Raw genomic sequence first — 21,183 nt, 5'->3', positions numbered from 1 at the left:
CCCGGAAGCTAAGCCCTTCAGCGCCGATGGTACTGCACTCGACAGGGTGTGGGAGAGTAGGACACCGCCGAACACACATTAGAGAAGCCCCCCAACCAGTACTGGTTGGGGGGCTTTCTCGTACCCAAAACACCCCACCAAAACACCCCCGCCGGCCCCCGACTTCGAGCGAACGGTACGTTCGTCGCCTCAGATCGACCGAACGTACCGTTCACACCATCAAAGGGGCGGGCACTCCGCCGACTCACCACCCCGTCCGGGATCGAGTGAACGACACGCTCACCCTCTTAGACGAGGGGAACGGTACGTTCACACCATCAGGGGCGGGAACACGCCTGAGGACGACAGGCGCTTTGCCCGGATCAGTCGATGCCGTCGGCGGTGGCAGTCGCATACTTCGGCCGGCCGGCCGGCAGATACCTCTGAATCGTCACGCCCTTTGATGTGGCTCGCGATTCGGCCAGCTCGAGTGCGATGTCCGGTCCGGAGTCGGAAAACAGTCGCGTGCCCTGGCCTACCACCACCGGAACGATCAGCAGGATCATCTCGTCGACAAGATCGTTCGCGAGAAGCCAGCGGCACAGGTTGCCACTGCCGTGCACCTGAAGCTCACCGCCGGGTCTGGCTTTCAGTTCGCCGAGAGCGATGGCGGTGTCACCTGAAAGGGCTGTCGTGTTCTTCCATTGCGGATCGGTGAGCGTCGTCGACGCAAGGTACTTGGGCCGCGAATTCAGTGCGCTTGCAATGGGGTTGACGTCGGGATTCTCGAACGCGCCCCAATAGCCGGCGAAGATCTCGTACGTGTGTCGCCCGAACAGGAACGCGTCAGCTCGCTGGTAGACCTGGACGAGATAATCCATGGCTTCGGTGTCCACCAATGGCGCGGACCAGCCGCCCCGCTCGAATCCGCCACGGCGATCTTCGTCCGGACCACCGAGTCCTTGCATCACCCCGTCGAGGGTGACGATGGTAAAGGTTGTCAGTTTCATAGTCGTACCCATCTCCCAGGCGTCGTCGGATTTTCGCTGTGCCGATATAGACCGTCGAGAAGCGGGAAAGTCATCGAGCGAACGTGGCGTTGATCGCCTTGGACCGACCGAACGTGCCGTTCGCTCAGGGGGGGGAGGTGGGGTCAGGGCTGAACGGGCACGGAGTCTGACGGGCTGGTCTCGGACTCCAGAGCGTCGCACGGAATCGCGAGCTCGGTCTGTTCGAGGCGGCCGCGAAGGGTGATGTTCTCGGTGATCGACCACTGTGCAGCCTCGGCGCTGTCAGCGGCAGCCACAGCCCGACCGGATGCGGCGACGTTACCAGGAACCGTCTTGGCAACTTCGGACAGTCGCGCCGCCTCGTTGACGGGATCACCGATGACGGTGTACTCGAATCTCTCTCGCGCACCGACGTTCCCGGCTACGGCAACACCTGCGGCGACGCCGATTCCCGCGCTCACTTCCGGAACCTCGGCACGCAGGCGCTGCTGAATCTTGCGGGCAGCGGCGAGTGCGCTGCCGGCGTGATCGTCGAGTGTCGTCGGCGCTCCGAAGATCGCCAGCGCTGCGTCGCCCTCGAACTTGTTGACGAATCCGCCGTGTGCGTCGACCTCGTCGACTATGACGTCGAAGAAACGGTTGAGTAGAGCGACCACCGCCGTAGGGGAGTTGGTGGCCGCGATGGTGGTCGATCCGATGACGTCGACGAAGAGTACGGCGACGTCACGTTCTTCACCGCCGAGTTCCGGGTTTCGGCGAACCGCGTTTGCGGCAACCTCGTGTCCGACGTGGCGCCCGAAGAGGTCGCGTATTCGCTCTCGCTCGCGCAGACCCTCGGCCATGCGATTGAAGCCGGCCTGCAGTAGTCCCAGTTCCGTTCCGTCGTACACGACGACGGACGCGGTGAGGTCGCCACGGGTGACTTGTTCCATTCCTCGTCGCACGGACCGAATGGGGGCCGCGGCGGACCGAATGTTGATGTATGTCAGCCCGAGTCCGACGCACAGGGTGATTCCGCCAATGACGAGGATGGCGATCGCGAGGGCTTGCCACGATGCAGGCCGGATGAAGCTGAAGACCGCCACGAGCATCAAGCCGGTGACGGGGACTCCGCTTCCGAGCAGCCAGACGAGGATTGTCCGGCCGGTCAGTCCGAGAACGGCAGCCTTGCGGGGTGCTCCGGATTCGAGTGCACGCGCAGCAATCGGGCGGAGTGCGAACTCGCTGAGCAGGTAGCAGAAAGCGCACGTGGTGATACCGCTGAAAGCCACGGTGAACAGAACTTTCGGAATGGTGTCGGGGTCGACGATTCCGTACATGGTCGTAAAGGTGATGAGCGCGGCCGTCCACAGGACGGCTTGCACTCGGGTCAGTCGCCACGGCCCGCGCAGCGCCGCGCGTTGATTCTGCTCTGTCGGTGGGTGATCCTCGGTGGCCCATCGAAGATCCCGCATCAGCCGTTTGGTGCCCCACAGAAGTCCGATGAGAAAGACACACCCGATGAAGACGGGCACGGCAATGAAGTTGATCCATGCGAATTCGGGGTGGATGATCGCGGGTCCGGGAACCACGAATCCGATGAGCACGATCGCCAGTACCGCTCCGATCAGGTTTGTGACCAGGAGGGGCGCGGTGAGTAGTGCCTGGACGCGGATTCGGCGGCGCCTGGGGCTTTCGTCGGTGGATCCGAGCAGCCACGACCCCAGGGGCGCACTCGGGACACGGCTTCGCTGCATAGTGTGTCGAGAGTAGTCGTAATGATCGCTTAGGGTGGTCCGGTGCGCCTAGTTATTGCTCGTTGCCGTGTCGACTATGTGGGACGCCTGACCTCCCACCTCCCTACCGCAAGACGACTGCTGTTGGTCAAAGCCGACGGCTCGGTCAGTATCCATGCCGACGATCGGGCGTACAAGCCGCTCAACTGGATGAGTCCGCCGTGCTGGTTGGTCGAGACCACCGGGGACGGCGACGACATCCTGTGGGTCGTCACCAACAAGGCGGGCGAGGAACTGCGGATCACTCTCGAAGAGGTCGAGCACGATTCGTCGTATGAACTCGGTCTCGATCCGGGATTGATCAAGGACGGTGTCGAGGCACACCTTCAAGAACTTCTGGCGGAGCATGTCGAGACACTCGGCCCCGGCTACACGTTGGTGCGGCGTGAGTACATGACGGCCATCGGGCCGGTCGACCTTCTGGTCCGAGACGCGGACGGTGCATCGGTGGCGGTGGAGATCAAGCGTCGCGGTGAGATCGACGGCGTCGAGCAGTTGACGCGCTACCTCGAATTGCTCAACCGCGATCCGCTGCTCGCGCCGGTCACGGGAGTTTTTGCAGCGCAACAGATCAAGCCGCAGGCAAAGACTTTGGCCAACGACCGTGGGATCCGTTGCCTGGTCCTTGACTACGAGGCCTTGCGGGGCACCGAAAGCACCGAGTTCCGCCTCTTCTGACGCTGTTTAGACTCGAACCATGCCGCGCCGCAAACCTTCGCCGAAGCAAACCCGTCGAACGGATACTCGGCGTGCTCGGGATTCGAGCGCGGAGTCGGCGTCACCAAGCGGCGTGTTGTTCGGCGGAGCGCTGGTCCGGGAGGAACCCGGGCCGGGCGGTGAAATGTACATGGTCAGGCCGATACCCGGCTCCAACGCGACGAAGTTCTATCGATGCCCCGGTTGTGATCACGACATCAGACCCGGCGTCGCTCACGTGGTGACGTGGCCTTCGGAACCGGGCGGCGCGAACGAGCGTCGACACTGGCACACCGGATGCTGGTCAGGCCGCGGTACGCGCAGCCTGACCAGACGGTGGTCCTGAGCGTCGATCAGTTCCTGGACTGGGCTCGCTGCTCGACGGCGCGGGTGTCGATCTCGGCGGTGTTCGTCTCGTCCGAGTCCTCGAGAACGTCGTCTTCGTCGATACTCGGTTCTGATTTGACCTTATCTGAGTCGACCGGATCTGCGTCGGCCTTCTTGTCTTCGATCTCGAGATCTTCCTCGGCTTCGACGATGACCGGAGCGGGCGGTGCATCGAGGAGTTCGCTCTCCCGGTTGACCGATGCGAGCATAGCCGGAACCGAATCGAGTTGTCCGCGAATACCCAAGAGCTGAGCCAGGATTCGGCCTCGGAGAACGCGCAGTTCTTCGGTGAGTTCCTTCGCGTGAGCGATCTTGCGCTCTGACTGATCAGTGGCGGCCTGCAGCCTGCGCTGGGCCTCGTGCGACGCATCGGCGAGTCGACGCTCGGCCTCTGCTTTGCTCGACGACTCCAGCTCGTTGACGGCGGCGACGACCTTGGCGCGGCGCTCCGACATCGAGATGTCGAAGTCTTCGCGGATCTGAGTGCGCTTGGCCTCGGACTCGGCAGCCAGTCGATCCCGCTCGGCCTGCGCGGCTTCGACGATCCGGGCGGCTTCGGTACGGGCCTGCGCCATGGTCTGCTCGTGCATGGTTTCCATCGCGTTGCGACGGTCCTCGAGTTCGGCGATCAGCGACTCGTAGTGCCCACGAAGGCGGGCGCCGTCCTGTTCGGCGATGGAGGTCATCTCGGCTGCGTCGGCCTCGGCCTTCGCGCGCACCTCCGAGGCCTCGTCGGAGGCAAGGCGCAGCATGCGGCTGATGCGATCGCTCATGCCCTCCGCAGTGGTGGGCGGTACCGAGAGGCGGTCGACGTCCTTGCGGAGGTCGTCGATGTCGTCGCGTGCATCGTCGAGCTGCTTGGCGAGGTCACGGGCCTGCGCAGCGGCAGCATCACGATCAGCCGCGGTAACTCGCAGCTCCGCGTCGAATCGCTCGAAGTAGTTACGTACCTCGTCGCGGTCGTATCCCTTCCGTGCGATCTGGAACGGAAGTTGGATCGAACCGCGGTCCTGCTCGTATGCCATGGCGACAATCTACCTGGCATACGAGCTGGAGTCGGGTCTGCTAGTGGCTCGCGTCGGGTTCGACCAGTTCCACCAGGACGCCGCCGGCGTCCTTCGGGTGAATGAAGTTGATGCGCGAGTTGGCCGTACCGCGTCGGGGAGCGTCGTACAGCAACCGAACCCCGCGGTCGCGAAGTTCGGCGGAGATGGCGTCGATGTCGGTGACCCGGTAGGCGAGCTGCTGGAGTCCGGGGCCGCTTCGGTCGATGAACTTGGCGATGGTCGAGTTCTCGTCCAGAGGCGCGAGCAGTTGAACGGCAGTGGATCCGGCGGGGGAGCCGACGACGGAGAGCATAGCCTCACGCACGCCCTGCGATTCGTTGATTTCCTCGTGGGTCGACACCATGCCCAGGTGCTGCGTGTACCACTCGATTGCCACGTCGAGATCGGGCACCGCGATTCCGACGTGATCGATCGCGACGACGAGGTCGGACGACAAAGGTGCGAGTGCAGAACTGGGGGAGGTCTGTGTCATACCTTTCACGGTAGCGCTACCGTTTGAGGAGTACACGTCGGGATGTGACTTGGCTCTTAGGCCGCACGGAACCGACGACTATCTCTCTTTTGCAGCCGGAGGAAATCGTGACCAGTTCTGTGATTGTTGCGGGAGCTCGTACCCCGATGGGTCGACTCCTCGGATCGTTGAAAGACCTCTCCGGGTCCGACCTCGGCGGCATCGCCATCAAAGGCGCCCTCGACAAGTCCTCAGTCGCACCCGAACAGGTCGACTACGTCATCATGGGACAGGTCCTCACCGCCGGCGCCGGCCAGATGCCCGCCCGCCAAGCCGCCGTCGCCGCCGGCATCCCCATGAACGTCCCCGCCCTGAGCATCAACAAAGTGTGCCTCTCCGGCATCGACGCCATCGCCCTCGCCGACCAACTCATCCGCGCCGGCGAATTCGACATCGTCGTCGCCGGCGGGCAGGAATCGATGTCCCGCGCACCCCACATGCTCGAAAAAAGCCGCGAAGGCTTCAAATACGGCGACGTCACCCTCCGCGACCACATGGCCTACGACGGCCTCCACGACATCTTCACCGACCAGGCCATGGGCCTGCTCACCGAACAAGTCAACCAACAAGAAACCGCCCACATCACCCGCGCCGAGCAGGACGCCTTCGCCGCCGCCTCACACCAGAACGCGGCCCGCGCCTGGAAAGACGGCCTCTTCGACAACGAAGTCGTCCCCGTCTCCATCCCCCAACGCAAGGGCGAGCCCATCGTCTTCGCCCAGGACGAAGGCATCCGCGCCGACACCACCACCGAATCCCTCGGCAAACTGCGTCCCGCGTTCAGCAAGGACGGCACCATCACCGCCGGCTCCGCCTCCCCGATCTCCGACGGCGCCGCCGCCGTGATCGTGATGAGCAAAACCAAAGCCGAAGAACTCGGCCTGACCTGGATCGCGGAAATCGGCGCCCACGGCGTCGTCGCCGGACCCGACTCCACCCTCCAGTCCCAACCCGCCCGGGCCATCGCCAAAGCCTGCGCGAAGGAAGGCATCGACCCCACCGACCTCGACCTCGTCGAAATCAACGAAGCATTCGCCGCCGTCGGGATCGCCTCCACCCGCGAACTCGGCCTCGACCCCGCCAAGGTCAACGTCAACGGCGGCGCCATCGCCGTCGGCCACCCCCTCGGCATGTCCGGCGCCCGCATCGCCCTGCACCTCGCCCTCGAACTGCAACGCCGCGGCGGCGGCATCGGCGCAGCCGCACTCTGCGGCGGCGGCGGACAAGGCGACGCACTCATCGTCCGCGTCCCCAAGGCCTGAGTGTCTAAATACACCTGAACGAGCGCTCTCGCTCTGCGACACCCCGTGGTTTTTCTCACACAACTACGGGGCGTCGTAGTTGTTCGGGCACAATGGCCTCATGGCGAACATCTTTGACGTATCCACTCCCGCGAAACGCTTCCGTCTGGTGGCGTGGTGGGAAGCTGTGACCTGGGCGGCCTTGCTGGTTGCCATGTTCTTCAAGTGGGTCCTCGGACACGAAGAAGCGATTCGCATCCCCGGAATGGTCCACGGAACCGCCGGCTTCCTGGTGTTCATCGTTGTTGCACTCCTGACCGCGTGGTCGCTCAAGTGGGACGTCAAGACCACGATCCTTGCGCTGATCTCGAGCGTTCCGCCCTTCGGCACCGTCATCTTCGAACGCTGGGCAGTGCGAAACGGCAAGCTCGGTGAGCTGTCCACGGAGTTCGAGGCGTCCAAGGGCAACGCGGCGCTCGTCTGAGTGCTGCATCCCTCTACGTAGCTTCTCGCAACTCGTGACAAACTGGGAGCCGTGACTCGACCAGGTTCCAGGCCCCCCGCGCGTTCGTCCGCAGTTGCTGCCGCCATGAGCGGCGCAGTCGACTTGTCCGCCTTCAAAGAGCGGGCCACGGCCCCACCACCGCCGCGTAACACCAGCGGCGACGGGGCCGTTTCTGCTGTCTCCGGGGCAGTGATCGAGGTGACCGAGGAGAACTTCGAAAGCGAAGTCCTGCTGAAGTCGAGCCAGGTGCCGGTGATCGTCAACATCGGTGGCCGCGCATACGAGCCCTCGGTCGTATTCACCGAAGTTCTCGAATCATTTGCAGCGCGAGCCGGCGGCAAGTGGATTCTTGCCAACGTCGACGTCGACGTGAGTCCTCGCATCGCGCAGGCTTTCGGCGTCCAGTCGGTGCCGACGGTTATTGCTGTCGCGGCCGGTCAGCCGTTGGCCGATTTCCAGGGCGCTCAGCCGGAGGCGCAGCTCAGCCAGTGGTTCGACGCAGTCCTCCAAGCTGTCGAGGGCAAGTTGAGTGGGCCGGTCTCCGACGCGGACGAACCGGTGGAGGAGGTCGAGGATCCTCGCTTCGTGGCCGCTGAAACCGCGCTGGACGAGGGCGATCTCGACGCCGCCATCGCTGCGTACCAGGAAATTCTCGACGCCGAACCCAACAATGCGGAGGCCAAGAGCGCTGTCCGCCAGGTGAAGTTCATGGCTCGGGTTCAGGGTGTCGATCCCGAGTCGATTGCGGCCGCGGATGCTGATCCGTCCGATCTCGAACTGCAGTTCGCTGCGGCCGACCTGGAAATGTTCGCCCAGCAACCCGAGGCGTCGTTCGCCCGCTTGATCTCGGTGGTCTCGCGAACTGCCGGCGACGACAAGGCTGCCGCTCGGACGCGCCTGCTCGAACTGTTCGAACTGTTCGACCCGGCAGAACCGATCGTCATCGCGGCCCGTCGTAAGTTGGCTTCCGCTCTCTACTGACGTGTGGACCGGCAGTCGCTACTCCGTGTAGCGGCTGTCGCACACTTCCCGGCCACCGAGAACGCCGGTCCGGAACGCGTCGACACGTGCGAACCCGCTCGGAACCGTCTCACCGTTGACGTCACTGGCAGCCAGGCCGTCGGTCAGCAGCCCCGATACGGCTTCGTCGAGGTCGCCGGGAGAGAGTGTGACCTGTGCTCCGGACGCCGCGGCGTTGGTGGGACTGAGTGCTGCGGTGATGACGCCGGACAAGCAGGCCGCGCGCAGGGCAGTCTGCGGAGTGTCGAGCGATTGGCCGTTCTCCTTCTGCATCGCGAGGGTGTACCTCGACGCGAGCAGGACATAGGCGTTGTAGTCACCGGTGATGTTGGTCTGGATCAACTCGCGTCGCCCGACGCGACCCGGCGTGCCGCGCTCGGCAAGGTCGTCGACGCTGATTCCGATGGTGTTCGTCGACGGGCAGTACGAGACGGGTTCGGTCGCAACGGCATCGCTGCACCCGGTGTCTGCGCCGGTGAACACGACCTTCGGTGGCTGCGGTAGATCGAAGATCGCTTGGAAGGTCTTCACGAACTCGTCGAGAGTTGCCTCGGTGACGGGCAGTTCTCCGGAATCGTTGCCCTCGGCGAACTGCTGCGGGAGGTCTGCACGCCGTGACTCGATTTCGTCGGCGTCCATCTTCGCGCACGCACCGGCGCCGTCGGTGAAGCCGATCTGAGTGGCGGTGACGCGCTCGAACGCCGAACCATGGTGGCTCTCAGGATCATTAGGGTCTTCGTCGCGGATGGCGACCGCCGACGCCAACACCTTGTTGAGTCCGTCGGAGGTGTTCATCGTGAAGTGCGCGGCCTTGTCCTCGGCGACGTGCCGCAAGAAGGCGCCACCGAAACAGTCGGCCTGCTGTTCGCGCACCAGGGCTGCGTCTCGTTTACCGCCGACGATCCCGGCCTTGCGTTGAACGGCATGGCCGTACTCGTGCGCAAAGATGAACGCGACGGCCACTTCACCGAACTTCTCCCGCACCTCGGGCAGCAGCAATTCACGATCCCAACCGATGGTGTGATCGATGCTGCAGTACCCGGCGTTGATGAGTTCTTCGGTGGTCTCCTCACAGAAGTCCGGGCCGTTCGATTCGGTGGGGTCCCACGAGATCAGCTCGTCGACCGGTTCGAAGGGCTTGTCGAACAGAGCCGGGTACTCGGCGGCCCAGTAGGTTTCGATGTCTGTGATGGCGTTGGCTGCCAGCGCGTCGATGTCCCCGCCGTCGGTGCCGGTGATTGCTCGGTCGGCGTTGGGGGCTCCCGGACGCAACCCACTTGGTCCTGCCGTTGCGTCGAGTCCGGCGACGCGGAAGGGATCGTGATAAATCGAGACGGCGTGGCCACTCGTTCCCTGGGCACAACCGGCGAGCAGTGCTGCCACTGCCAACAGTGACGACGTGACAATGACTACTCGCCGGCCGACCATCAACGCTCCAGACTTATCCAAATCGCTCCAGCAGCTGGCAGCGCCACCTGTGCGGAGGCTGGCCGACCGTGCCACGAATGCGACGTTGCTGTGACCGCTCCGAGGTTCCCGACTCCGGAGCCGCCGTACACCTCGGCATCGGTGTTGAGAATTTCCACCCATCGGCCGGGCTCTGGTAGCCCGACGCGGTAGCTCGAGTGCTCACTGCCCGAGAAGTTGAACAGGCAGGCGACAATCGAACCGTCAGTACCGTAACGCAGAAAACTGAGGACGTTGTTCTCGGTGTCGTTGGCGTCGATCCAGGAGTATCCACCGGGCGAGGTGTCGAGGGTCCACATGGCCGGATGACGTCGGTACGCGGAGTTGAGATCGCCGACCAGTCGCTGGACGCCGCGATGGAGAGTGCCGGTGTACTGATCGTCGAGCTGCCACCAGTCGAGGCCGCGTTCTTCGGACCATTCCGCACTCTGACCGAATTCCTGTCCCATGAACAGCAGTTGCTTGCCTGGATGCGCCCACATGTATGCAAGCAGTGAGCGCAGGCCGGACGCCTTGGCGAAGTCGTTGCCGGGCATCCGGGTCCACAGAGTTCCTTTGCCGTGCACCACTTCGTCATGGCTGATCGGTAGCAGGTAGTTCTCACTCCACGCGTACATCAGTGAGAACGTGATCTCGTGATGGTGGTAGGTCCGGTGTACCGGGTCGTGACCGAGGAACCCGAGGGTGTCGTGCATCCACCCCATGTTCCACTTCATGTTGAATCCGAGGCCGCCGACATTGGTCGCCCGAGTGACTCCGGGCCACGCCGTCGACTCCTCGGCGACGGTGACGACTCCTCGATGGTTCTTGTGGACGGTGGCGTTCATCTCCTGCAGGAACGCAACGGCTTCGAGATTCTCGCGGCCGCCGTGAATGTTGGGAGTCCATCCACCTTCCGGGCGTGAGTAGTCCAGGTACAGCATCGATGCGACAGCGTCGACGCGAAGTCCGTCGATGTGGAACTCCTCGAGCCAGAAGAGTGCATTGGCGACGAGGAAGTTCCGCACCTCGCGGCGACCGAAGTCGAATACGTATGTGCCCCAGTCCAACTGCTCGCCGCGACGCGGATCGGCGTGCTCGTACAGGGGAGTTCCGTCGAAACGAGCCAGGGCCCACTCGTCTTTGGGGAAGTGTGCAGGCACCCAGTCGACGATGACACCTATCCCTGCGGCGTGCAGGTGGTCGACGAACCAGCGGAAGTCGTCCGGGGTGCCGAAGCGGGAGGTCGGTGCGTAGTACGAGGTGACCTGGTATCCCCACGATCCACCGAACGGATGCTCGGAGACGGGCAGCAGTTCGACGTGGGTGAATCCGGTTTCGGTGACGTAGACGGCGAGTTGCTCGGCCATCTGCCGGTAGTCGAGTCCCGGACGCCACGATCCGAGGTGCACCTCGTACACGCTCATCGGGGACTGCGAAGGATCGACACCGGCGCGGGTTTCGAGCCAGGCCGCATCGTTCCACTCATGCGAACTGGTGGTCACTCGCGACGCCGTCGCCGGCGGGACCTCGGTACCGAATGCCATGGGATCGGCCTTGTCGCGAACGGAGCCGTCGTGGCCGTGGACCCGGAACTTGTACAGCGAACCGACTGCGATGTCGGGCAGGAAGAGTTCCCAGACCCCAGTGGATCCGAGGACTCGCATGGGGGCGAATTGCCCACTCCACCCGTCGAAGTCGCCGACGACGGTCACGCCGCGGGCGGCCGGAGCCCAGACGGCGAACGAGGTGCCGTCGACGGGGCCGTCCGGTGTCTCGTAAGAACGCGGATGTGCACCGAGGATGTCCCACAGTCGTTCGTGCCGACCTTCGCCGAACAGGTGTAGGTCGAGTTCACCGAGAGTAGGCAGGAACCGGTAAGGGTCGGCTGCGAGAACCGTGTGTCCACCCGGGTACGTCACGGAATAGCGATAGTCGATCAGGTCGGGGTAGGGGACCAGAGCCGCGAAGATTCCGTTCGAAACATGTTCGAGAGGAAAGTTTTTGCCGCCGATGACGGCACTGACGGACTCGGCGTTGGGACGTAACGCTCGCAGAACGGTGCCGTCGGCGTGGGGATGGGCGCCGAGGACACTGTGCGGATCGTGATGTTCACCGCGCGCCAACAGCTCCAGATCGTGATTGTCCGGTGCGATACCCGAAGGGAACTTCTCGGTTGACATCACTTGCCTCCACCTGCGCGGTGCGCATTGCGTGCTTGGTAGGCCAGAGAGATCCGGGCCGGATACGGAACGGGTGGGAGCGCGAGGATGTGCGCCACCGAACGCCAGGGCTCGAGGCGGACGAAATTGGCTTGGCCCCAATTGAACTGCTCACCGGTTACCTCGTCGAGCACGGTCATGTGGTCGTGCCATTCGCGTCCGAGCGCCGGCATGTCCAACCAGACGGTGCCCTCTTCTGCAGCGAACGGGTTGAGGTTGATCACCGTCAGGACGGCGTCACCGGTCGAGGCGTCGAACTTCGAGTAGGCGATCAACGCGTCGTTGTCGATGTGGTGAAAGTGCAGGTTCCGCAACTGTTGCAGGGCCGGATGTGCACGCCGGATGCGGTTGAGCGCGGTGATCCACGGCTCGAGAGACTCGCCTCGCGCTGCTGCTTCGGCGAAACGGCGCGGCCGAAGTTCGTACTTCTCGGAGTCGAGGTATTCCTCGCTGCCGGGGCGAACGGCTTGGTGTTCGTAGAGTTCGTAACCTGAGTAGACGCCCCACGTCGGCGCCAGGGTGGCGGCGAGAGCTGCTCGCAGTGCAAACATTCCGGGCCCACCGTGCTGGAGGGACTCGTGCAGGATGTCCGGCGTGTTCACGAAGAGGTTCGGTCGGGCTTCGTCGGCCTTCGCCGCCAGCTCGTTACCGAATTCGGTGAGCTCCCACTTCGCAACTCGCCAGGTGAAGTACGTGTACGACTGTGTGAACCCGCGCCGGGCAAGGCCGTACATGCGCGCCGGACGAGTGAAAGCCTCGGCGAGGAACAAGACGTCGGGGTCAGTTTTCTTGACCTCCGAGATGAGTGTCTCCCAGAAGTTGGGCGGCTTGGTGTGCGGGTTGTCGACACGAAAGATCTTGACGCCGGCACTGATCCAGTGTCGGACGACTCGCAAGATTTCCTTGTCCAGACCGCGAGGATCGGTGTCGAAGTTGATCGGGTAGATGTCCTGATACTTCTTGGGCGGGTTCTCGGCGTAGGCGATGGTGCCGTCGGGAAGGACGTTGAACCACTCCGGATGCTTCTTGGCCCATGGATGATCCGGGGCACACTGCAGCGCGAGATCCAGTGCCACTTCGAGATCGAGCTTGCGGGCCGCAGCGACGAAGGCCTTGAAGTCCTTGAGCGTGCCGAGTTGCGGGTGAACAGCGTCGTGCCCGCCGTCGACCGAGCCGATGGCCCACGGCGAGCCGACGTCACCGGGTTCGGGAGTGAGAGTGTTGTTGCGTCCCTTCCGGTTGATCTCGCCGATGGGATGGATCGGCGGAAGGTAGACGACGTCGAAACCCATTGCGGCGATGCGGGGTAGGTCTTCGGCCGAGGTTCGGAAAGTGCCGTGTTGCGGCACCCCGTTCTCGTCCCAACCGCCCGTCGAGCGGGGGAAGAACTCGTACCACGATCCGAACAGTGCACGGTTGCGATCGACGACGACGGGGTGCGACTCGCCCTTGGTGACCAGTTCACGGAGCGGAGTGGCGCGGAGCAGTTCGGCGACGTCGGAGGCGAAGGCCGGCGCGACGCGAGCAGTCAGTGCCTGATCGCTGCGCAGCGACGCCGTGACGGCCTCGAGCCTGGACCTGTTGCCCCGCGGTACCTCGTGCGCGGCCTGTTCGAACAGGCGCGCACCGATTTCCAGGTCGTTGGCCAACTCGGCCGCCCCTTGCCCGACGGCGAGCTTCGCTTCCACGGCGTGCTTCCAGGTGGCGATGGGATCGCTCCACGCCTCGATCCGGAACGACCACATGCCTTCGGCGGACGGCGTGAACACCGCGTCGACGGTGTCCGGTTCGGTCCCGGGATCCATCGGAATGCGCAGCGGCTTGGTACCGCGCGGACCACGCACGACCAAAGTGGCGGAAATGGCGTCGTGGCCTTCTCGCCACACGGTGGCGTGCACTGGGAAGACTTCACCGACCACGGCCTTTGCCGGATAGTTACCCGAGATCTCGGGTACCACGTCGTCGATACCGAGGCGTCCTGACACGGGAAGCTCCATTTCTGGTGATGGATCGCGGTAAAACTTTCTTTCGCCGGGTTCAACCGTAGTGGGTGCGGCGCTGGAGTGCTGATAACGACGAATTCGGGTCTGTCGGTGGTCAGGTCGGCTCGGGCGTTCGGTTCCACCGGACAGAGTGCAAAGAACTCGACTAGGGTTCGCGGGGTGAAAGCCTTGCGTCGGTTCACTGTCCGAGCCCACCTTCCGGAGCGCCTCGCCGCGCTCGGCCCCCTGTCCACCAACCTTCGGTGGTCGTGGCATCCCGAGACACAGGATCTGTTCTCGCGACTCGACCCCGAACTCTGGCAAGCAGTCCAGTTCGATCCGGTCCGCATGCTCGGGGAAGTCGACCCCACCCGTCTCGACGAACTCAGCAGTGACGAGGCATTTCTCGGTGACCTCGACACTGCAGCAGCCGATCTCGATGCTTATCTGAGCACCCCGCGTTGGTATCAGTCCCAGCAGGCCAAGGGCACATCGTTAGCCGGCGGAATTGCGTACTTCTCCATGGAGTTCGGAGTCAGCGAAGTTCTGCCCAACTACTCCGGTGGATTGGGCATCCTGGCGGGCGATCACCTCAAGGCCGCGTCCGACCTCGGGCTGCCGCTCATCGGCGTCGGACTGCTCTACCGATCCGGCTACTTCCGCCAGTCGCTGACCGCCGACGGTTGGCAGGCCGAGCACTACCCGCCGCACGACCCTCAAGGGTTGCCTCTTCGTTTGCTGACGGACGCAGGCCCGGCTTCCGAAGACGGATCGCCGGTCGTCATTCACGTCGCCATGCCCGGTGGCCGGGTGCTGCGTGCGCGAGTGTGGATCGCTCAGGTCGGACGAGTGCCGTTGCTGCTGCTCGATTCCGACATCGCCGAGAACGACGCGGATCTGCGCGGCGTCACGGACCGTCTCTACGGCGGGGACCAGGATCACCGCATCAAGCAGGAGATCCTCGCGGGTATCGGCGGCGTCCGCGCGGTGCGCGCCTACACCGCGGCGTACGGATTGCCCGATCCCGAGGTGTTCCACATGAACGAGGGGCATGCCGGATTCCTCGGCATCGAACGGATTCGGGAACTTGTCACCACCAGCGGTCTGGACTTCGATTCGGCTCTGGCCGCGGTCCGTGCCGGAACGGTCTTCACGACGCACACTCCGGTTCCCGCCGGAATCGACCGCTTCCCGGCGGATCTGGTCCGTCACTACTTCGGCGGAGCGAACGGCGAGAACGAATCGAGTTTGCTTCCCGGCCTGACCGTCGACCGCATCGTCGGGATGGGGCGTGAAGCCGATCCGTCGATCTTCAACATGGCGCACATGGGTCTTCGCCTGGGCCAGCGAGCCAACGGCGTCTCGAAGTTGCACGGCATCGTCAGCCGCGACATGTTCAATGGTCTCTGGCCGGGCTTCGACGCCGACGAGGTGCCGATCGGTTCGGTCACCAACGGTGTTCACGCGCCGACGTGGGCGGCGCCGGAGTGGATGGACGTGGCCAGGCGGATCGTCGGTCAGGAGCAACTCGAAGAAGCACGCGGGTGGGAGCGCCTGCACGAGTTGTCGGCAACCGAACTGTGGGAAACACGTAATGCGTTGCGCGGCAAGTTGGTCGACGAAGTTCGTCGTCGCGTCCGAGCGTCCTGGCTCGAACGCGGCGCGACCGAGGCCGAACTCGGCTGGACCACTGGAGTATTCGATCCCAACGTCTTGACAGTCGGATTCGCGAGGCGCGTTCCGACGTACAAGCGGTTGACGCTGATGCTGCGTGATCCCGAGCGTCTGCGTGCGATGTTGCTCGACGAGAAACGTCCGGTGCAGTTGGTGGTGGCCGGCAAGTCGCACCCCGCCGACGACGGCGGTAAGGCACTCATCCAGCAGGTCGTGCGGTTCGCCGACGAAGCGGATGTGCGTCACCGCATCGTCTTCCTGCCTGATTACGACATGTCGATGGCCCGCTACTTGTACTGGGGCTGCGACGTGTGGCTCAACAACCCGCTTCGCCCCCTCGAGGCGTGCGGTACTTCCGGCATGAAATCCGCGCTCAACGGCGGCCTCAACCTCTCCATTCGCGACGGATGGTGGGACGAGATGTACGACGGCGAGAACGGGTGGGCCATTCCGACGGCCGACGGTGTTCTCGACGACGTGCGGCGTGACGATCTGGAAGCCAGCGCCCTCTACGAACTTCTCGAGCACGCGGTACTGCCGACGTTCTACGACCGTGATGCAGCCGATCTGCCGACGCGCTGGGTCGAGAGGGTTCGCCACACCCTCGAGAATCTGGGCCCGAAGGTGTTGGCATCACGCATGGTTCGTGACTACGCCGTCGACTACTACGCCCCTTCGGCAGAATCAGCTCGAGCGGTAGTGGCGGACGATTTTGCCGGCGCGCGTGAGGTGGCCGAGTTCCGTCGCCGTATCGAGTCGCAGTGGCCGTCGGTCGCCGTCGAGCAGGTGGACGGTTCCGGCTTGCCGGACACTCCGGAGATCGGTGCGACCATCTCTTTGAAGGCCAAGGTCCGCCTCGGCGGCTTGTCGGTCTCGGATGTGGAGGTTCAGGCAGTCCTGGGACGCGTCAGCCCAGGCGAGGAACTCACCGACGTGGTGACGTTCCCGATGACGCACTTCGGCGCCGAGGACGGAACCGAGATCTTCGAAGCCGAGGTTGCGCTTCCGGTCTCCGGCTCCGTGGGATACACCGTGCGGGTGCTGCCGCATCACCGGTTGTTGGTCGATGCGTCCGAACTCGGGTTGGTGACCACTCCGAGCGTCTGACGTATTGCATTCTGCCCCGGTCCGTTCGGTCGGTACCGGGGCAGAATTGTGCCCGCGTGAGAACCGGCTCAGGGACGTGAGTCGCGGATGCGGGTGAGCGCCTTGCGGACGACTTCGGGGTTGGTCGTCTCCCAGAACGGAGGCAGCGATGCGCGAAGGTAACCCGCGTATCTCGCCGTGGCCAGACGCGGATCGAGCACGGCCACCACGCCCTTGTCGTCGGTGCTACGAAGCAGACGGCCGACGCCCTGTGCCAGGAGCAGCGCCGCGTGATTGGCCGAGACGCTGAGAAAGCCGTTACCGCCATGGGATTCGATAGCCTGCTGGCGAGCCATCAACAGTGGGTCGTCCGGGCGCGGGAACGGAATCCGGTCCAAGATGACGAGGCTCAGTGACGGACCCGGAACATCGACGCCCTGCCACAGGGACAACGTGCCGAACAGTGACGTGGGTTCGTCCTTGGCGAAGGCCTTGACGAGGGTGCCAGTGGCGTCGTCGCCCTGGCACAGGATGGGGGTGTCGAGGCGTTCACGCATCGCCTCCGAGGCGGCTTTGGCGGCGCGCATCGACGAGAACAGGCCGAGGGCGCGTCCGCCCGCAGCCTCGACGAGTTCGGCGATCTCGTCGAGATAGACCGGGGAGAGGCCGTCGCGGCCGGGCGTGGGCAGGTGGCGGGCAATGTAGATGATGCCGGCCTTTGCATGGTCGAAGGGCGACCCGACGTCGAGTGAGTTCCAGCGGAAAGCCGAAGCGTCAGAAGGTGCTTCGGTGCCGATGGCGGTACCCGAGTCGGGGCGCGCGGACGATTCCGCAGGAAGACCCCAGTTGACGGCGAGACCGTCGAACGATCCGCCGACGGTCAGTGTCGCGGAAGTGAGAACGACGGTGGATTCGGCGAACAGTCGCGAGCGCAGCAATCCGCCGACGGAGAGCGGAGCCATCCGGACGGAGCGCCGCACCGATCCGCGGAACTCGTCCGAGGACAGCCAGACGACGTCCTTGCGCTTTGCCGGGTCTGGTTCGTCGAAAGCGGTGAGAATACGCACGGCACTGTCGTGGACGTCGTCGACGGACGAGAGTGCGGCGTTGCGGGCCGCAGCGGCTTCGGGGTCTGCGGCTGCCATGCCCGGTTTGGCCGGACCGATCGCGGTGCGCAGCGACCAGGCCGCGTCGCGTATCGCGGCCAGTGCGGGCGCCGCACCGTCCGGGAGGCCTTCCCATCGACCTGGGCGCAATTCCTCGAGGAGTCCAGCCCAACCCTCGCCGGCAGCTTCGAGGCGATCGGCATCCTGCTCTTCGGCGATCTTGCCGCAACGCCTGGCCGCGGCACTGATCGACGAAGCTGTGAGATCGGCCGTGGCGACGCCGGTAACGCGGTCGACCAACTCGTGGGCCTCGTCGATCACCACGACGTCGTGGTCAGGCAGGATCTGGATGCCGGTGATGGCGTCGATCGCGAGCAGTGCGTGGTTGGTGACCACTACGTCGGCCTTCGACGCCTCGACTCGGGCGCGCTCGGCGAAGCAGTCCTCACCGACCGGGCACTGGTTCTTACCGATGCATTCGCGGGAGGTGACACTGACCTGCCGCCACGCCTGATCGGATACGCCCGGCACCAATTCGTCCCGATCACCGGTTTCGGTGTCGGAGGACCATTCGGTGAGGCGGACGACCTCCCGGCCGAGACGCGAGACCGTGAACGGATCGAACAACTCGTCCTCGGGTGGCTGTTCGGACGCGCCGGTGTGGATCTTGTTCATGCACAGGTAGTTGTTGCGGCCCTTGAGGATTGCGAACTCTGCGCGTCGGCCGAGTGGCTTCTTCAGGGCATCGGCGAGCCGAGGCAGATCTCGGTCGACGAGCTGACGCTGCAGCGCGATGGTGGCGGTGGACACGACCACGGTGCGTCCCGATTCGACCGCGTGGCGCAGGCTCGGAACGAGATAGGCGAGCGACTTACCGGTACCGGTGCCGGCCTGGACGGCCAGATGCTCGCCGGTGTCGATCGAGTGCGCCACGGCGGACGCCATCGTCAGCTGACTGGTTCGTTCGGCACCGCCGAGCGACCGCACCGCTGTCTGGAGCAGTTCGGGAACGTTCGGGAGTTGATCGGCCACCCACGAAGGTTAATGGATCCCTACGTCAGAAACGTCCACGGATGATTCCCGGGGTAGTTCACCGGCATTCGAGTCTTCTTCCGGCGACGCCTCGTCTCGCCCGATCAGCTGCACTCCCGCCTCCCGCATCTGCACCAATGCCGACTCGATCGTGGCGGTCGACACACCAGCGGTGAAGGGGAGAAGGACAGTCGTGGCGAACCCCGCGCGCGCGGCATCGACGGCCGTGGCCTTGACACAGTGATCCGTGGCAATTCCGATCACGTCGACGTCGGTGATCTCGTGGGCGCGGAGCCAGTCCTCGAGCGTCGTTCCGTCCTCGGCTGCTCCTTCGAAACCGGAGTAGGCCGCGCTGTAGGCGCCCTTGGAGAAGATCGCCGACCCGGCGACGGAAGCGTCGAACGCCGGATGGAACTCGGCGCCGGCTGTCCCGACGACGCAGTGAACCGGCCAGCTGTCGATGAAGTCGGGATTCTCGGAGAAGTGCGCCCCAGGGTCGATGTGGAAATCGCGAGTCGCGACTACGGCGTCGTACTCGTGGGAGTTGACGAAATCGTTGACGGCTCCCGCAACCGCAGCACCGCCGTCGACTGCAAGAGCGCCACCTTCACAGAAATCGTTCTGAACGTCGACAATTATCAGTGCTTTTGCACTCACTGGTGCTCACCTCCGGTGAATCGAACGGGCACAGCCGAGTCTCCGCGCGAGAGCTTGAGGCCTTCCCACGGCAGGCTCACGAGCCCTGCCTTCAGAACCGCTCTGCTCTCTTCGAGCGTCGGCGCGCTGTCGACGACCTTGCCTTCGCGAACCAGCGGGATCAGCAGTTCGGTCGCTCCGTCCGCCTCGGAGACAGGTGACGGTGATCCGGCGGGGTAGATGACTTCTTCGACGATCGTGCCGGTCGGACGCACTACGCGCAGTGCCTTCTTGGCGCCGCCGCGAGATGCCTTGTTGGTGCTTTTCTTCTCGACCGCGATTCCGTCGACCTCGACCAGCTTGTAAACCATGCCTGCGGTGGGGGCGCCTGATCCGGTGACCAGGGAAGTACCGACGCCGTACGAGTCGACGGGTTCGGCGCGCAGAGCCGCGATCGCGTACTCGTCCAGGTCGCCGGAGACGACGATGCGTGTCTTGGTAGCGCCGAGATCGTCGAGTTGTTGGCGTACCTGACGAGCAAGAACGCCGAGATCGCCGGAGTCGATGCGAACTCCACCCAGTTCGGGACCGGCAACGGCGACAGCCGTTTTCACACCCTCGGTGATGTCGTAGGTGTCGACCAGCAAGGTGGTGGATACGCCCAGAGCGGCGACCTGACCGCGGAATGCCGCTGCCTCGTCCGGACCGTCCTCGGTGGTGTGCAGGAGCGTGAAGGCGTGCGCGCTGGTACCTGCGCTGGGTACGTCGTGACGCCGCGCGGCTTCGAGGTTGGAGGTGGCGTCGAAGCCGGCGAGATAGGCGGCACGTGAAGCGGCGACGGCGGCCTGTTCGTGTGTACGACGCGAGCCCATCTCGATCATCCGTCGACCGCCCGCTGCGCTCACCATGCGGGCAGCGGCCGAAGCGATCGCGCTGTCGTGGTTGAGGATCGAGAGAATCAAGGTTTCGAGGATGACGCACTCGGCGAACGTTCCGCGGACCGAGAGGATCGGTGATCCGGGGAAGTAGAAATCTCCCTCGCGGTAGCCGTCGATGTCACCGGAGAATCGATAGTTGCGCAGCCACTCGACGGTCGTGTCGTCGAGAAATTTTGCAACGATCGCCAGTTCAGGTTCACCGAACCGGAACTGCTCGAGTGCGTCGAGAAGGCGCTCGGTACCGGCGACGACGCCGTAGCGACGGCCGTCTGGCAGCCGCCGTGCAAATACCTCGAAACTGCAGTTGCGGAAGGCAGATCCGTCGGCGAGAGCCGCCGAGAGCATGGTCAGTTCGTACTGATCGGTGAGCAGTGCGGTGCTGGCACCGGCGTCGCGGATGTCGGAAATTTGCGTAGGCACGCACACAACTCTATGCGCGAGACGACGTGGGTGGGTGTTGTCGCCTCTCGTCGCGCCGTACCCTGGATACATGGTTTTCGGCGGCGCGACCGTGTCCGGCACTTACTCGGCGAACGTAACGATGAGAGGCGCTACGGCTTCCTCTCCTCAAGCCACGCCCGAGCAGTCGGAGGCTGTTTCGACCATCGAAGCCGCAGATCGGCCCTGGGTGACCATCGTCTGGGACGACCCGGTCAATCTCATGCATTACGTGACTTACGTGTTCCAGAAGTTGTTCGGCTACAGCAAAGCCAAGGCCACCGACCTGATGATGCAAGTCCATTCGGAGGGCAAGGCCGTGGTCTCGAGCGGTTCGCGCGACAAGATGGAGGCCGATGTTCGTCGCCTCCACGCTGCCGGTCTCTGGGCCACGATGCAACGCGACGACACCTGAGAAAAGCACTTTTTCGA

17 protein-coding genes are annotated in these 21,183 nt (G+C 64.2%); 7 read left to right on the top strand and 10 right to left on the bottom strand.

Translation table 11 applies throughout. The features are described 5' to 3' along the window. Positions 1–362: 362 nt before the first annotated feature. Together V3587_RS23255 and V3587_RS23250 are read right to left on the bottom strand one after the other, a co-directional pair. Entirely contained in the window at positions 363–989 is a 627-nt protein-coding gene (locus V3587_RS23255; RefSeq protein ID WP_283377281.1) for a dihydrofolate reductase family protein, read from the bottom strand. Between the two features lie 143 nt (positions 990–1,132). Further along, positions 1,133–2,725, bottom strand: a complete 1,593-nt coding sequence (locus tag V3587_RS23250; RefSeq protein ID WP_030538094.1) for an adenylate/guanylate cyclase domain-containing protein — start codon at positions 2,723–2,725, stop codon at positions 1,133–1,135. A gap of 42 nt (positions 2,726–2,767) precedes the next feature. On the opposite strand from V3587_RS23250, the gene nucS reads away from it, so the two are divergent. Next, positions 2,768–3,442 carry an endonuclease NucS gene (gene nucS, locus V3587_RS23245; RefSeq protein ID WP_007733244.1) on the top strand — a complete coding sequence of 225 codons (675 nt, stop codon included), beginning with the start codon at positions 2,768–2,770 and terminating at the stop codon, positions 3,440–3,442. Positions 3,443–3,461: 19 nt separating this feature from the next. Further along, a complete protein-coding gene (locus V3587_RS23240) occupies positions 3,462–3,806 on the top strand; it encodes a hypothetical protein (protein ID WP_054828484.1) in 345 nt (114 codons plus the stop codon). A 7-nt stretch (positions 3,807–3,813) separates the two neighbouring features. On the opposite strand, the gene V3587_RS23235 is transcribed toward V3587_RS23240, so the two are convergent. Further along, a complete protein-coding gene (locus V3587_RS23235; RefSeq protein ID WP_042452411.1) occupies positions 3,814–4,872 on the bottom strand; it encodes a hypothetical protein in 1,059 nt (352 codons plus the stop codon). A 40-nt stretch (positions 4,873–4,912) separates the two neighbouring features. Continuing rightward, positions 4,913–5,386 carry a methylmalonyl-CoA epimerase gene (mce, locus tag V3587_RS23230; protein ID WP_007733251.1) on the bottom strand — a complete coding sequence of 158 codons (474 nt, stop codon included), beginning with the start codon at positions 5,384–5,386 and terminating at the stop codon, positions 4,913–4,915. Positions 5,387–5,493: 107 nt separating this feature from the next. Here mce and V3587_RS23225 point away from each other — a divergent pair, with 107 nt between their 5' ends. The 3 genes from V3587_RS23225 (at position 5,494) to V3587_RS23215 (ending at position 8,152) form a co-directional block, all read left to right on the top strand. After that, a complete protein-coding gene (locus V3587_RS23225; RefSeq protein WP_007733254.1) occupies positions 5,494–6,687 on the top strand; it encodes an acetyl-CoA C-acetyltransferase in 1,194 nt (397 codons plus the stop codon). 100 nt (positions 6,688–6,787) lie between these two features. Then, positions 6,788–7,150 carry a DUF3817 domain-containing protein gene (locus tag V3587_RS23220; protein ID WP_003945330.1) on the top strand — a complete coding sequence of 121 codons (363 nt, stop codon included), beginning with the start codon at positions 6,788–6,790 and terminating at the stop codon, positions 7,148–7,150. Between the two features lie 105 nt (positions 7,151–7,255). Continuing rightward, positions 7,256–8,152 carry a tetratricopeptide repeat protein gene (locus V3587_RS23215; protein ID WP_283377283.1) on the top strand — a complete coding sequence of 299 codons (897 nt, stop codon included), beginning with the start codon at positions 7,256–7,258 and terminating at the stop codon, positions 8,150–8,152. Between the two features lie 18 nt (positions 8,153–8,170). Here V3587_RS23215 and V3587_RS23210 read toward each other — a convergent pair whose 3' ends face one another. Genes V3587_RS23210 through V3587_RS23200 form a run of 3 tightly spaced genes read right to left on the bottom strand, consistent with a single transcriptional unit; the run spans position 8,171 to position 13,844 of the window. Continuing rightward, complete coding sequence (locus tag V3587_RS23210; RefSeq protein WP_003945377.1) at positions 8,171–9,619, bottom strand: neutral zinc metallopeptidase; 1,449 nt, start codon at positions 9,617–9,619, stop codon at positions 8,171–8,173. After that, positions 9,619–11,820, bottom strand: a complete 2,202-nt coding sequence (gene glgB / locus V3587_RS23205; RefSeq protein ID WP_003945366.1) for a 1,4-alpha-glucan branching protein GlgB — start codon at positions 11,818–11,820, stop codon at positions 9,619–9,621. The genes V3587_RS23210 and glgB overlap by 1 nt, the downstream gene beginning before the upstream one ends. Continuing rightward, positions 11,820–13,844, bottom strand: coding sequence for an alpha-1,4-glucan--maltose-1-phosphate maltosyltransferase (locus tag V3587_RS23200; RefSeq protein WP_030537901.1), 2,025 nt, complete (start codon positions 13,842–13,844; stop codon positions 11,820–11,822). Before V3587_RS23200 ends, glgB begins: the two co-directional genes overlap by 1 nt. A 177-nt stretch (positions 13,845–14,021) precedes the next feature. Here V3587_RS23200 and glgP point away from each other — a divergent pair, with 177 nt between their 5' ends. Next, positions 14,022–16,622, top strand: coding sequence for an alpha-glucan family phosphorylase (gene glgP, locus V3587_RS23195; RefSeq protein ID WP_042446167.1), 2,601 nt, complete (start codon positions 14,022–14,024; stop codon positions 16,620–16,622). Positions 16,623–16,690: 68 nt separating this feature from the next. Here the strand turns inward: glgP and V3587_RS23190 are convergent, their stop codons facing one another. The 3 genes from V3587_RS23190 to V3587_RS23180 are packed head-to-tail and all read right to left on the bottom strand — an operon-like array spanning position 16,691 to position 20,733. Further along, positions 16,691–18,739: an ATP-dependent DNA helicase gene (locus tag V3587_RS23190; protein ID WP_007733265.1), complete on the bottom strand. Its 2,049-nt coding sequence runs from the start codon at positions 18,737–18,739 to the stop codon at positions 16,691–16,693. A 9-nt stretch (positions 18,740–18,748) separates the two neighbouring features. Then, complete coding sequence (locus tag V3587_RS23185) at positions 18,749–19,396, bottom strand: nicotinamidase (protein ID WP_063316261.1); 648 nt, start codon at positions 19,394–19,396, stop codon at positions 18,749–18,751. Further along, entirely contained in the window at positions 19,393–20,733 is a 1,341-nt protein-coding gene (locus V3587_RS23180; protein WP_283377280.1) for a nicotinate phosphoribosyltransferase, read from the bottom strand. The genes V3587_RS23185 and V3587_RS23180 overlap by 4 nt, the downstream gene beginning before the upstream one ends. Positions 20,734–20,854: 121 nt before the next feature. On the opposite strand from V3587_RS23180, the gene clpS reads away from it, so the two are divergent. Beyond that, complete coding sequence (gene clpS, locus V3587_RS23175; RefSeq protein WP_037132099.1) at positions 20,855–21,166, top strand: ATP-dependent Clp protease adapter ClpS; 312 nt, start codon at positions 20,855–20,857, stop codon at positions 21,164–21,166. Positions 21,167–21,183 lie beyond the last annotated feature (17 nt).

It is taken from the genome of Rhodococcus sp. IEGM 1306 (assembly GCF_036541985.1).
Taxonomy (GTDB): Bacteria; Actinomycetota; Actinomycetes; order Mycobacteriales; family Mycobacteriaceae; genus Rhodococcus_F; species Rhodococcus_F qingshengii.
The sequence above is the reverse complement of the archived record's forward strand: the minus strand, read 5'-3'. Positions and strand labels throughout refer to the sequence as shown.